The organism is Providencia sp. PROV024, assembly GCF_032709665.1.
In the GTDB taxonomy this organism is placed as follows: domain Bacteria; phylum Pseudomonadota; class Gammaproteobacteria; order Enterobacterales; family Enterobacteriaceae; genus Providencia; species Providencia huashanensis.
Genome location: NZ_CP120545.1, coordinates 4,199,871 through 4,212,132, shown reverse-complemented (window position 1 = coordinate 4,212,132; position 12,262 = coordinate 4,199,871). Strand labels below are relative to the sequence as shown.

At 40.4% G+C, this 12,262-nt stretch carries 14 protein-coding genes; 7 read left to right on the top strand and 7 right to left on the bottom strand.

Annotation, left to right across the window (positions count from 1 at the left end; all coding sequences use genetic code 11):
- Position 1 precedes the first annotated feature (1 nt).
- The 3 genes from P3L56_RS19430 to argR form a co-directional block, all read right to left on the bottom strand.
- Positions 2-1,726 carry an arylsulfatase gene (locus P3L56_RS19430; protein ID WP_071548887.1) on the bottom strand — a complete coding sequence of 575 codons (1,725 nt, stop codon included), beginning with the start codon at positions 1,724-1,726 and terminating at the stop codon, positions 2-4.
- 105 nt (positions 1,727-1,831) lie between these two features.
- Positions 1,832-2,245 (bottom strand): DUF6122 family protein, encoded by a 414-nt coding sequence (locus P3L56_RS19425; protein ID WP_052219328.1) that lies wholly within the window; start codon positions 2,243-2,245, stop codon positions 1,832-1,834.
- 83 nt (positions 2,246-2,328) lie between these two features.
- A complete protein-coding gene (argR, locus tag P3L56_RS19420) occupies positions 2,329-2,799 on the bottom strand; it encodes a transcriptional regulator ArgR (RefSeq protein ID WP_042845763.1) in 471 nt (156 codons plus the stop codon).
- A gap of 494 nt (positions 2,800-3,293) precedes the next feature.
- Here argR and mdh point away from each other — a divergent pair, with 494 nt between their 5' ends.
- Positions 3,294-4,232 (top strand): malate dehydrogenase, encoded by a 939-nt coding sequence (mdh, locus tag P3L56_RS19415; RefSeq protein WP_042845761.1) that lies wholly within the window; start codon positions 3,294-3,296, stop codon positions 4,230-4,232.
- A gap of 467 nt (positions 4,233-4,699) precedes the next feature.
- On the opposite strand, the gene P3L56_RS19410 is transcribed toward mdh, so the two are convergent.
- On the bottom strand, positions 4,700-4,972 hold the full coding sequence (locus P3L56_RS19410) for a helix-turn-helix domain-containing protein (RefSeq protein WP_042845755.1): 273 nt from the start codon (positions 4,970-4,972) through the stop codon (positions 4,700-4,702).
- 513 nt (positions 4,973-5,485) lie between these two features.
- On the opposite strand from P3L56_RS19410, the gene P3L56_RS19405 reads away from it, so the two are divergent.
- Both P3L56_RS19405 and P3L56_RS19400 read left to right on the top strand, forming a co-directional pair.
- The gene (locus tag P3L56_RS19405; RefSeq protein WP_042845753.1) at positions 5,486-5,833 is read left to right on the top strand and encodes a DNA-binding protein; all 348 of its coding nucleotides are present in this window, start codon (positions 5,486-5,488) and stop codon (positions 5,831-5,833) included.
- Between the two features lie 132 nt (positions 5,834-5,965).
- Positions 5,966-6,328, top strand: coding sequence for a DNA-binding protein (locus P3L56_RS19400; protein ID WP_042845752.1), 363 nt, complete (start codon positions 5,966-5,968; stop codon positions 6,326-6,328).
- Positions 6,329-6,358: 30 nt separating this feature from the next.
- Here the strand turns inward: P3L56_RS19400 and ispB are convergent, their stop codons facing one another.
- Positions 6,359-7,330: an octaprenyl diphosphate synthase gene (gene ispB, locus P3L56_RS19395; RefSeq protein ID WP_042845751.1), complete on the bottom strand. Its 972-nt coding sequence runs from the start codon at positions 7,328-7,330 to the stop codon at positions 6,359-6,361.
- A 334-nt stretch (positions 7,331-7,664) separates the two neighbouring features.
- On the opposite strand from ispB, the gene rplU reads away from it, so the two are divergent.
- From rplU to cgtA, 3 genes are all read left to right on the top strand, one after another.
- Positions 7,665-7,973 carry a 50S ribosomal protein L21 gene (gene rplU, locus P3L56_RS19390; RefSeq protein WP_004905925.1) on the top strand — a complete coding sequence of 103 codons (309 nt, stop codon included), beginning with the start codon at positions 7,665-7,667 and terminating at the stop codon, positions 7,971-7,973.
- A gap of 19 nt (positions 7,974-7,992) precedes the next feature.
- Complete coding sequence (rpmA, locus tag P3L56_RS19385) at positions 7,993-8,250, top strand: 50S ribosomal protein L27 (protein ID WP_004905922.1); 258 nt, start codon at positions 7,993-7,995, stop codon at positions 8,248-8,250.
- Positions 8,251-8,416: 166 nt separating this feature from the next.
- Positions 8,417-9,592: an Obg family GTPase CgtA gene (gene cgtA, locus P3L56_RS19380; RefSeq protein ID WP_042845750.1), complete on the top strand. Its 1,176-nt coding sequence runs from the start codon at positions 8,417-8,419 to the stop codon at positions 9,590-9,592.
- A gap of 61 nt (positions 9,593-9,653) precedes the next feature.
- On the opposite strand, the gene dacB is transcribed toward cgtA, so the two are convergent.
- The gene (gene dacB / locus P3L56_RS19375) at positions 9,654-11,102 is read right to left on the bottom strand and encodes a serine-type D-Ala-D-Ala carboxypeptidase (RefSeq protein ID WP_042845749.1); all 1,449 of its coding nucleotides are present in this window, start codon (positions 11,100-11,102) and stop codon (positions 9,654-9,656) included.
- Positions 11,103-11,350: 248 nt separating this feature from the next.
- Here dacB and greA point away from each other — a divergent pair, with 248 nt between their 5' ends.
- Positions 11,351-11,827: a transcription elongation factor GreA gene (gene greA / locus P3L56_RS19370; RefSeq protein WP_042845748.1), complete on the top strand. Its 477-nt coding sequence runs from the start codon at positions 11,351-11,353 to the stop codon at positions 11,825-11,827.
- A 119-nt stretch (positions 11,828-11,946) separates the two neighbouring features.
- Here greA and yhbY read toward each other — a convergent pair whose 3' ends face one another.
- Positions 11,947-12,240 (bottom strand): ribosome assembly RNA-binding protein YhbY, encoded by a 294-nt coding sequence (yhbY, locus tag P3L56_RS19365; RefSeq protein ID WP_004905914.1) that lies wholly within the window; start codon positions 12,238-12,240, stop codon positions 11,947-11,949.
- Positions 12,241-12,262: the final 22 nt, after the last annotated feature.

The following is a 12,262-nucleotide window of genomic DNA, read 5'->3' as shown; positions in this document are numbered from 1 at the left end:
ATTATTCCCCTGATTGATTCACTGAGGGAATAATACGTTTATGCGTTTTGGGGTCGATACCAATATAGTTACCTGTTTTTTCATCATAACCAATATAATCAATGGCTTCTCCTTTGGCTTCAATCACCATGCCAGTTTTAGCAAATTGTTCATATTGCTGACGAAGTTTCTCAAGGATCTTCGGATGTTGTGTTGCAACGTTTTGCGTTTCTAGCGGATCATTTTTTAAATTAAACAACTCCCATGGCGCCATTTCTGCTTTTGCCGAGTTTGGAACAAGGCGGCGTAGTTTCCAATCACCTTCAACCAAGGCTGCCTGATTATGTAATTCCATGGCAAATGAATAGCGGGTTTTAACGGGGATATCTTGGGTAAAATGTTGTTTAAAGCTAACTCCTCTAATGGGGACTGGGTTGATATTTTTAATTTTTTTATTGGGGTCAATATTGGCAAATTCATATAAGGTTGGCGCGATGTCATAAACGGCCATAGGGGTATTATCAATACTACCCGCTTTATGGATACCAAGGCCTTTGATAATGAAATTGGTATTAATGCCACCCTGTGCGCTAGTAGTTTTATGGTAATTGGCATACGGAGCATTGCTAACATTAGCCCAATGAGGACCTGCTGAAATAAATGAATTTTTACGACCTAAGTTTTCGTAGCTATTATCAAATTGCGTCCAAAATGCAGGGTCGCCCTCGTAATAAAAGCCTTGAGCAGGGTTAGCTCCATTATCAGTGGCAAAAATAATGATGGTGTTTTTATCTCGCCCAGTTTCTTTTAGCGTCTGGAATACATTGCCAATTTGTTCATCCATATTAGCTATCATGGCGGCGTAGACTTGCATGGTTTTAGCGGCATAGCGTTTTTCTTCGGGGGTGAGTTGTTCCCATTCTTTATCTAAATCAAGGTGAGGCATCGGCGTTTTATCTGTAATAATCCCGATTTCTTTTAATCGGTTGATTCTCTGCCGGTAAATTTTCCCATAGCCTTCATCATATTGACCGTCAAAACGCTGGGTCCAGTCATCTGGTGCTTGTAGGGGGTCATGGGGAGCCGTGAAGGCTAAATAAGCAAAAATGGGCTGTTCACTGGGTGTTTCTTTGATCCATTTTTCAAGTTGTTGTGCATAAGCTTCGCTGGAGTAAAAATTCGCAGGTAAAGCGGTTTTCTTACCATTTAACGTGTAATAGGTATGGAAACTTTCAACGGTACCAAGAGGAACTGCATCATCAAAATGGCTAGTGCCACCTCCCATAAAGGCAAAAGCTTGGTTAAAACCCCTATCGGTTGGCTTGGAGCCAGAACTGTAGCCTAAGTGCCATTTCCCTGACATCAGTGTGTTATAGCCAGCATCTTGGAAACGCTCGGCCATGGTAACAACGCGATCAGTTAGCCGTAATTCATAGCCTGGTTCACCGACTGTATTTTCGTACCACCACATTCCACCGATACCAGCTTGCTGATTGGTGGCGCCAGTGAGTAGCATGGAGCGTGCAGGTGCAGACATCGGTGAGGTGTAATACTGGCTCATTCTGACACCTTGTTCTGCCATTGTTTGTAAATTAGGTGTCGGGATCTCACCGCCAAAAGGACTGATATCGGAATACCCCATATCGTCGGCGATAATGATTAAAATATTAGGTTTTTCAAGGGGGGCGCTGTAAGCAAAGTTTGATATTGCACTGCTTAATGCAACGGCTAATAGTGTTTTTTTGATCATTCCACGGCCTCAATTGTTAATAAATTGTTTCATTAACATTAGATATTGTTGCTATGGATGACTATCGTTCTTTGGAATTATATCTATGGTATAAATGAAAGCTTAATTAACACTCAAGGAAGGCACAGAAATAGGGCATTGTGTGACAGCTAAGCTCAACGTGATTGGGGCATTCATTTCTTTTTTGAGACTGCCCATATAACAATCTAATGAATCTGTAAAAAGATGGAATAAGCAACCTACAGCGACAGCCTTGAGCTTCCATGAAGGCATAAATAATAACACCACATAAGCAATAGCAGCCCAAAGGGAATGAAGAGGATGAAAGCCAATACCGCAACGCTCAGGGTCGAAAATTGGATCTGCTAATAGGTGGTCTAAATCGATAGCCATAGTCGCTATCATGATTAACGCTGCGATCTTCCAATTTTTTCGCCAAAATAAATAAGCAAATAGAATTGGCATCAAAAAATGGAAACCATAATGTACGAGGTTACGGAAAATGTCGAATAACACAGCGAAGTCCCAAAGCAGTTAGGGGGCAGAAAAAACAGAGGGAAATAAGACTTCCCTCTTCATATCAATGAATATCGATAAAATTATAATTCTTGTTCAAACAACGCTAAGATAGCTTCATACAGTTCTTGCGTTGTGAAGTTATTTGCAGGCGTAGAGAAAATCGTGTCATCTCCCGCGATACTGCCTAAAATCCCCTCCGCTTTCCCCAAAGAGTCTAGTAAACGTGCAATAAGTTGTGCGGCACCTGGGCTAGTTCTAATGACGACAACTGAAGGGTTATAGTCAATATCCAACACCAAATTTTTGAGAGGGCTGGTAGCAGTAGGAACACCGGGCTCTGTCGGTAGGCAATACACCATTTCCATTTTTGCATTACGGGTGCGAACCGCACCAAATTTTGTCAGCATTCTGGAAATTTTTGATTGATTGATGTTTTCGAAGCCTTCTTCTTGGAGAGCTGTGACAATTTCAGCTTGTGAGCTGAATTTCTCTTCTTTCAATAGGGCTTTAAAAGCCTTAACCAAGTCTTCTTGTTTAGACGGAGTGCGCATAATTAACCCATTCTTCGGCATTAAACTGAGTTGTATTATCCGTAAAAGTGCATTTTTATGCAACAAAATTGCGTTATGATGATTTTATAAACAGTATTCAATGTGCCCTTGAGTTAAAGAGCCATGGAGAGGTTAATGATAAACATTAATTTATCTTGTTTGCCCATAGTTAAGCGTCAGCATAATAGGCTAATGAACTTACGCAATAAATATTGTAAAATTGTTGTTAATAAAAATGATTTTGTTTGAATAATAAACAGTAAAAACAACTTATTGTGCGAAAATCAATAGTAAGAAAAACTATTTGTTAAAAAAGTGCCCGTTATCTCATTAACAGATAAGGAATTTGTTTAGAATACTGGCAATTAGTAGACAAGTTCTCTAGCGTTAAACTCTCTCTCTATCTGTTAACAAATTGTTTTTTATACGTAATGTGTTAAGTGTATAACAAATAAAGTGATATCTTTTTAAAGTACAAATTAAGGAGTTTCAGAATGAAAGTTGCAGTCCTAGGTGCAGCAGGTGGTATCGGTCAGGCTCTAGCCCTTCTTCTCAAAAACCAGCTCCCAGCAGGTTCAGAACTCTCCCTCTACGACATCGCACCAGTAACGCCAGGTGTTGCTGCTGACTTAAGCCACATCCCTACTGATGTTAAAGTAACAGGTTTTGCTGGTGAAGATGCAAAACCGGCGCTAAAAGGTGCAGATATTGTTCTTATTTCAGCGGGTGTTGCGCGTAAACCAGGCATGGATCGCTCTGACCTGTTTAATATTAACGCGGGTATTGTTCGTAATCTGGTCCAACAAATCGCTGAAACTTGCCCGAAAGCGTTAATTGGTATTATTACTAACCCTGTGAATACTACAGTTGCAATTGCAGCAGAAGTACTGAAAAAAGCAGGTGTTTACGACAAGAATCGTTTATTCGGTGTGACAACACTGGATATTATTCGTTCTAATACTTTTGTTGCTGAATTAAAAGGCAAAAATGTCAATGACATCGAAGTTCCTGTAATCGGCGGTCACTCAGGTGTGACAATTCTTCCTTTATTATCACAAATTGAAGGTGTTAGCTTCACTGACGAAGAAGTTGCAGCTCTGACTAAGCGTATCCAAAATGCAGGTACAGAAGTTGTTGAAGCTAAAGCCGGTGGCGGGTCAGCGACTCTGTCTATGGGCCAAGCAGCAGCACGCTTAGGCTTATCTTTAATTCGCGGCCTACAAGGCGAAAGCAATATTGTTGAATGTGTTTACACCGAAGGTGATGGTGAGCACGCACGCTTCTTCGCACAACCAGTTGTTTTAGGTAAAAATGGTATCGAAAAACACTTACCAGTGGGTAAATTAAGTGCGTTTGAAGAAAATGCGCTAAAAGAAATGTTAAGTGTATTAAAAGCAGACATTGAGTTAGGCGAAAAATTTATTAACGGCTAATGCCAATTAATTTTTTCTAACTAAAAAAAGGTTGAGTTCAAGTCTATAGAACTCAACCTTTTTATTTTTTGTCACGCCACGCCAGGGTATTCTTCACCTCATGTACTGACTCCAATGAAGATCTATGAGTACTTATTTCCCATAGTAATGGATGCAAAATAGACGCCAGCCAATATTGTATAGGGGCTAATTGTTTTACTCATTTATAATCGATGATGTAAGCAAGTGGTTTTTGGCTGCTTAATGATATGGGCATCTTATTGTTAGTTAATGGGCTGTAGGGGAAATATTGAGATTGCAAATCGAGTGAAGAAATATAGATGACTTAATATAACGCCCCATCAATAAGGTTTTTGGGTTTAGATAAAAATTGTCTCAACTTAATCAATTAGTATTAATCAGTTAGTATAAGAATATAAAGCCACCGATAATAACTCATAACAATGGCTTTATATTCATTATTTTTTTTAGCTTTCTACTTGTGTTTTATCTCTGACTTTCCTTTCTAATAAGTTCCCCGAGATAGGGTCATAATACCGACTAGGCCAAATTTCAGAAGGATGGATACCTAAAAAATTGGCAATGATCCATTCCCCTTTAGGCCAAGGGCGTGATAGTGCATTCGCTAACGTAGAAGAGCTAAGACCTGCCTCTCTAGAAATAGCGGCCAGAGTTGTTCCACGCTTACGTAAAGCGGCGATGATGTCTGCTGGATGCCAGTCCGACTTCCGTAAAATCATTTTTTAGTCCTTTTTTCGCTCAGAATAATGTAGAGTTAATGGTACGAGTAACGGGAAACTGTGATACATTCAGTACAAACTCCCTGTTATTGGAAATAAAATAACAGAAATTTCCCAAAATAATTTCCAGTTTTTTCTAAAAACTTCATTTTATGAAACTGTCGGGGTTTTTGTGAAACTAAATAGAAAGTCAGTGTTAATAATTGTGAATTAGGATAAAACTTTGAAATTAAAACTAACTCTTTCGAGTTAGTAGTGGAAATGGCGTATTTAATGTTATCCGTTACTTGTATTAGTAATATATATAAATTACTCAATAAAATTAGTTAAATTATTAGCGAGTAAATCATTTAATTATCTGTTATTAAAAGAAATTAGAATACTAATAACAAATATTATTTGTATATTATTATTTGCAGTTATAAATAAAATGAATGAGTTAATGTTTTTAAGAAAATATAGATAGTTTTCAGCAACTAGAAATAAATTGTCATCATGACTAGGAGGGTCAGCATGTACAAGGAATGGCTAACTGCAAAGGAGTTGGTTGGGTTGCAAGGGCTTCCCATGACGACTCAAGGCATAAATGCGATGGCAAGGCGAGAAAATTGGGTCAGCCGTAAAAGGCGGGGGATTCAAGGAAAAGCGTTGGAATATCATATTAGTTCTTTGCCTATCGATATTTTTGAAAGCCAGTTTGTGAATGAAACTTCTGCACCTTATCAAGTCAAACGAAATGATAATTCGTTTATTTGGCAGGAGGCATATAACCAGCTTTCTAACGAGGAGCGTGACATTATTTTGACATTCATTATGCGTGAAGGGGCTTTAGCACTAATCGATTTAATTAATAATAAATAGTTTACAAATACTTAAGATGCAAATAATTAGTATATAAAAATAATATTATATTGAGTCTAAAATTTTTTAACAGTTGACGATTTGGTAAAGCTGCAACAGCAGGTTTCATAATATAAGCGTGAAAGTGAAAATATGAAAAAATTGTGGTTCACTGCAAAAGAATTAGCAGGGCTAGAAGGTCTCCCTACATCGCCTCAGGGGGTAAACCTAATGGCAAGACGAGAAGGCTGGAAGCATCGTCGCAAACGGGGCGTTCAAGGTAAGGCTGTTGAATATTATGTAGAGAGCTTACCTGATGAAATTCAAGGGCAACTCAGTTTATGTGAGCCATCGGTGACTTACCAAAGCCAAAGAATAGATGCACTGCAAATTTGGTCAGAAGCCTATTACCAATTGACGGAGGCTGAACGCAATAAAATTGTCAAACATATCTTGCGTTACGGCTTATCATCACTTCTTGCTCAAATTGGTGAAGAAGAGAAAGAGGAAAAATAACTCCTCTTTCTCGCATCGCATGAGTGAATCTTAGGAATGGCGTTGTATGGCAATGTGCGCTAGGCCAATTAATGCTTCTTTATAGATAGAATCATCAATAACATCTAGCATATCAATGGCTTTTTGTGCCTCTTCTTGTGCGCGGGCATAGGTATACTCAAGGGAGCCACAACGTTTCATCGTTGCGAGGACGGTATCTAATAAGTGGCGTCCATTGCCTTGCTCGATCGCTTGGCGGATCAAAGCAGATTCTTCTTCATTACCATGTTGCATGGCGTGAAGAAGAGGGAGCGTTGGTTTACCCTCATCAAGATCGTCACCTGTATTTTTACCTAATTGCGCATTATCTGCATCGTAATCCAAAAGATCATCAATGAGTTGAAATGCCGTACCAATATAACGACCATAATCTTGCAAGGCTTTTTCTTGCTCTGGCGTCGCATTGGCTAAAATAGCAGAAGCATGAGCTGCAGCTTCAAATAAACGCGCCGTTTTACTGTAGATCACTTGCATGTAGTTTTCTTCAGTAATATTGGGATCGTTACAGTTCATCAACTGTAATACTTCCCCTTCGGCGATCACATTAGTCGCTTCAGACATCAGCTTTAACACCCGCATTGAATCAAGATCTGTCATCATCTGGAAGGATCGAGTGTAAATAAAATCACCGACAAGAACACTTGCCGCATTACCAAAAACGGCATTAGCGGTTTGTTTTCCACGACGCATATCGGATTCATCGACAACATCATCATGCAATAACGTTGCGGTATGAATGAACTCGATCAAGGCTGCGACTTGGGTATGCTTATGACCAGAATAGCCGAGTGCTCGCCCTGCAAGCACAGCGATCATTGGCCGGATCCTTTTGCCACCACCACTGACAATGTAATAACCAAGTTGGTTAATTAGCGCAACATCTGAATTCAATTGACTGAGAATAGCCTCGTTTACCGCAGACATATCTTCAGTTGTTAGTTCAATAATAGATTCTAAATTCATCGTAATTTATTCATATTATTAGTTTTTGGTTCATTCCCTGAATAAAAAATCGGGAGACCGATATAACAGTTATGGTATTAGCATAACATTATTAATAATAAGATTATCAGGTGTGATGCAAAAAATGTTTAAATAAGTAACAATTGAAGCAATAAGCGTGAAATCAATGCTCAAAAACGGTTATTGAGAAAAAAGTCGTATTTTTTGTCATCTAACCGCATTATAGGCTTGTGTTCTGATGCTTTTTTGCGTAGAATTCGCGCCCTATTGTGAATATTTTATAGCGTGCTCTGGAATTGAGATATTTAACGGGTACGCGGAAAGCGGAGTTAATATGTACGCGGTTTTCCAAAGTGGTGGTAAACAACACCGAGTTAGCGAAGGTCAAACTGTCCGCCTAGAAAAGCTGGACATCGCAACAGGTGAAACTGTTGAATTTGATCAAGTTCTGATGGTTGCTAATGGCGATGAGATCCAAATCGGCGCTCCTGTCGTTGAAGGCGTTAAAGTGAAAGCGGAAGTTGTTGCACACGGCCGTGGCGAAAAAGTAAAAATCGTCAAGTTCCGTCGTCGTAAACATAGCCGTAAACAACAGGGTCATCGTCAGTGGTTCACTGATGTTAAGATCACTGTCATCGCTTAAGATTTAGGAGAGCAGATTAATGGCACACAAAAAGGCTGGTGGTTCGACTCGTAACGGTCGTGACTCAGAAGCAAAACGTTTAGGTGTTAAACGTTTTGGTGGTGAAGCTGTATTAGCAGGTAGCATCATCGTTCGTCAACGTGGTACTAAGTTCCACGCAGGTAACAACGTAGGTTGTGGCCGTGACCACACTCTATTCGCATTAGCGGATGGTAAAGTTAAATTTGAAGTTAAAGGTCCAAACAATCGTAAATTTATCAGCATCGAAGCTGAATAAGTTTTCTGATCTTTAATTCAGAATTAAAGCCCTGCAAAAAACTTTTGCGGGGCTTTTTATATTCAGGCATTTTGTTTCTAATGAAGTGCACTCGTATTAAAAAATACGCCATCTCTGAGTAAAACAGCCATCCAGCGTTATATGGCTCAGAAACGGAGAGAGAATTATGAAATTTGTAGATGAAGCCAAAATATTAGTCGTGGCAGGAGATGGTGGCAATGGTTGTGTCAGCTTCCGCCGTGAAAAATACATTCCGAAAGGGGGACCTGACGGAGGTGATGGTGGTGATGGTGGTGATGTTTACTTGCAAGCAGATGAAAACCTCAACACCCTGATCGACTATCGCTTTGAAAAATCATTTCGTGCAGAACGTGGGCAAAATGGTCAAAGTCGTGAGTGTACCGGTAAGCGTGGTCAAGATATCACGGTTAAAGTCCCTGTAGGAACGCGTGTACGCGATTTAGGCACTAATGAAATCCTTTGTGACATGACCCGCCATGAACAGCGCCATATGGTTGCTAAAGGCGGCTTTCATGGCCTTGGGAATACACGTTTTAAATCTTCAGTAAATCGAGCTCCACGTCAACGTACTATGGGGACGAAGGGCGAAACTCGCGAAATACTGTTAGAACTGATGCTATTAGCTGACGTAGGCATGTTGGGTATGCCAAACGCAGGTAAATCAACATTTATACGTTCTGTATCAGCCGCTAAGCCAAAAGTAGCTGATTATCCATTCACAACTTTAGTGCCAAGCCTAGGTGTGGTGCGTATGGATAACGAACAAAGTTTTGTGGTCGCGGATATTCCTGGGTTGATCGAAGGCGCTGCGGAAGGAGCAGGTCTTGGGATCCAATTCCTGAAACACTTAGAACGTTGTCGTGTTTTATTACACTTGATCGACATCTGTCCTATTGATGAATCAGATCCTGTCGAAAATGCCAAGATCATCATCAGTGAACTAGAAAAATACAGTGAAAAACTGGCTGCGAAGCCTCGCTGGTTAGTCTTTAATAAGATCGATATCTTAGGTGAAGAAGAATCCGCACAACGCGCAGCAGAAATTGCTAAAGCAATGGGTTGGGAAGATAAATATTACATGATATCAGCAGTTAACCATGAAGGTGTAAAAGCACTTTGTTGGGACATCATGGAATTTATGAATACTCAGCCACGCGATATGGCAACCACTGAAGATGCTCCGCAACCAGAAAAAGTCGAGTTCATGTGGGATGATTATCACAAAGAACAGCTTTCTGGTGCTGAAGATATTGACGATGACTGGGATGACGATTGGGATGAAGATGACGACGAAGGCGTCGAAATCATTTACCAGAAATAGTTATCGTTGAGACATAAAAAAGGCGCAAAGGCGCCTTTTTTAATTACCAAATTTTGATTGATCAATTTTTCTGGTACAGATCTTTATACAAACGGCTTTCGAAGCGCACTAACGGTACACGACGACTGCGTTGTTGGCTCTGTGGTACGGCATAAGCAGAAATAAACTGTACAAATGCTACGCGTTGCCCACTGGCTGTTGTAATAAAGCCGGCTAGGTTATAAACCCCCTGTAATGCACCTGTTTTGGCAGACACTTTTCCATTAACGCCCGCCTCATCAAAACCACCACGATAGCGTAATGTCCCATCATGACCTGCTAAGGGGAGCATAGAGATAAAATCGAGCTGTTGATCGTTTTTAGCGACAAACTGCAAAACTTCCATCATCGTTGCCGGGGTGATTAAATTATGGCGTGATAACCCTGAGCCATCGACCATGACAGTATTGCCAAGATCGATCCCCGCTTTTTGTTTCAAAACTTGCCTTACGGCATCAGACCCTGAGCGCCATGTTCCTGGAACACCATAATATTCGCGACCAATGGTACGAAAAACGGTGTCGGCAATCATGTTATCGGATTTCTTTAACATTACTTTCAATAAGTCATGTAAGGGCTTAGATTCTGTTTTGACTAACACTTGTGATTGAGCTGTTGGCTGAGTCCGTTTTTTTATATGACCGACTAATTCGATGCCTGCGGTAGTGAGCTCATTTTTGACAATTGCCCCTGAGTAGCTAGCTCCATTTTGCACCGCAAAAGCGAGAGGTAAGGGGTCACTACGTTGAGTAAGGCAACCTGTTAAAGTATAGCGATTTAACTCACCGGGTACGACGTCAAGTTCGCAATAACGGGCTTCGGGAGAGCCTTTTGCCAATGTTTTGACTTCACTGAACATGTTAACAGGATAAAAACTAGCTGTTTTGATAAAGGCAAAATCACCTGCTTTTTCAGCAGGGTATAGGGATACAGAAAAACAATTGCGGTCGATAATAGCGGCGGCAGGTGGCGCACTGAAGCATTGGGTCATATCATTCCATACCCAGCCAGGTGCTTTATCGTGGCTGGTAAATGCGGAAATATCGACGATCAAATCCCCATCAATTTTTTCGATCCCTAGCTGTTTTAACGCATTTGCCATGTTCCGAATTTGCTGGCGAGTTAACGTTGGGTCACCACTGAAGCGGATGACTAAGTCACCTGTCAGTGTATTGTTGCTCAGTTTTGCACTCGTTTCAAAATTGGTAACAAAACGGTAATCTGGCCCCAATTGCAACAATGCTGCAAGTGCCGTCACCACTTTTTGGGTGCTCGCTGGAAGAGCCATTTGCTGGGCGTTATAATCAATTAATGGGGTATTACTTCCCACCGTTTGCGCGACCAGAGCAAGGTTAGTGCCGTCAGGTAGATACTGCTTGTATTCATCAATTGGGATCGCCAAAGCTTGGCTACTGGCTAGGGTGATCCCTAAAGTGATTATCCATTTTCTGGTTAAAGTTAATAATGACATATATTTCACGCATTAGGGTGGACATACAGCACATACTAAAGTGTAATGCCTAATAAAGTAAACGGTGACCCGCTATTAAGTCTCAGTTAAAATAGCGTACATTATGATAAGATAAATGAGTACATAAGTCTGATTGAGTTTTTTTTACCTAGAACACCCCCCTGTTATACAGAGGTGTTCGGTGTGCTGTTGTTACAAAATCAGGAAGATACTTATTTTTAGATAGGATTGAACCGAGGTATTTATTAATGAAACAGATCCCGATGACAGTACTTGGTGCGGACAAACTAAGAGAGGAACTGGAGTTCCTGAAATCTGTTCGCCGCCCAGAAATTATCGCCGCAATTGCTGATGCGCGGGAGCACGGTGATTTAAAAGAAAATGCAGAATATCATGCGGCTCGTGAGCAGCAGGGCTTCTGTGAAGGCCGTATCCAAGAAATCGAAGGTAAACTTTCTCACGCACAAGTGATTGATGTAACCAAAATGGTTAATAACGGTCGAGTGATCTTTGGCGCAACAGTGACAGTATTAAATGTTGATACCGACGAAGAGCTAACGTATCGTATTGTTGGTGATGATGAGGCTGATATTAAAGTTAATCTGATTTCAGTCAATTCACCAATAGCACGTGGTTTAGTCGGTAAAGAGGTTGACGATGTCGTCTCAATCAAAACCCCAGGTGGGGATGTAGAGTTCGAAATTCTTAAAGTTGAGTATATCTGATTCCTATTTTACTGAATTGGTTATATTATTTCCCCGGATTTAAAGAAAAAGGCCGCAGGCGGCCTTTTTCAACATATAAAACATGCTTTCAATGGCATTTTTATATAAATGATGGGTTATTATTTAGGTAAAATGATTTTGCGATCCGCCGAAGGGCGGTAAATAACAAGAATTTTACCAATGATTTGTACATTTACTGCACCAGTTTCGCGAACAATCGCATCAGCGATCAAATTTTTAGTATCACGGTCTTCGCCTGCGATTTTGACTTTGATAAGCTCATGATGCGCTAGTGAGAGTTCAATCTCAGCTAAGACACCTTCGGTTAAACCGTTGTTGCCAATCATAACGACAGGGTTTAAGTGATGAGCGAGACTTTTTAGGTGCTGAATTTGTTTTTTATTAAGATTCATCGATTTTTTGCTTGGTTAGTAT

Bases quoted from the DNA above. Each gene is read 5' to 3' on its own strand.
- argR (WP_042845763.1), bottom strand. From the start codon at position 2,799: ATGCGCACTCCGTCTAAACAAGAAGACTTGGTTAAGGCTTTTAAAGCC.
- mdh (WP_042845761.1), top strand. From the start codon at position 3,294: ATGAAAGTTGCAGTCCTAGGTGCAGCAGGTGGTATCGGTCAGGCTCTA.
- P3L56_RS19410 (WP_042845755.1), bottom strand. From the start codon at position 4,972: ATGATTTTACGGAAGTCGGACTGGCATCCAGCAGACATCATCGCCGCT.
- P3L56_RS19405 (WP_042845753.1), top strand. From the start codon at position 5,486: ATGTACAAGGAATGGCTAACTGCAAAGGAGTTGGTTGGGTTGCAAGGG.
- P3L56_RS19400 (WP_042845752.1), top strand. From the start codon at position 5,966: ATGAAAAAATTGTGGTTCACTGCAAAAGAATTAGCAGGGCTAGAAGGT.
- ispB (WP_042845751.1), bottom strand. From the start codon at position 7,330: ATGAATTTAGAATCTATTATTGAACTAACAACTGAAGATATGTCTGCG.
- rplU (WP_004905925.1), top strand. From the start codon at position 7,665: ATGTACGCGGTTTTCCAAAGTGGTGGTAAACAACACCGAGTTAGCGAA.
- rpmA (WP_004905922.1), top strand. From the start codon at position 7,993: ATGGCACACAAAAAGGCTGGTGGTTCGACTCGTAACGGTCGTGACTCA.
- cgtA (WP_042845750.1), top strand. From the start codon at position 8,417: ATGAAATTTGTAGATGAAGCCAAAATATTAGTCGTGGCAGGAGATGGT.
- dacB (WP_042845749.1), bottom strand. From the start codon at position 11,102: ATGTCATTATTAACTTTAACCAGAAAATGGATAATCACTTTAGGGATC.
- greA (WP_042845748.1), top strand. From the start codon at position 11,351: ATGAAACAGATCCCGATGACAGTACTTGGTGCGGACAAACTAAGAGAG.
- yhbY (WP_004905914.1), bottom strand. From the start codon at position 12,240: ATGAATCTTAATAAAAAACAAATTCAGCACCTAAAAAGTCTCGCTCAT.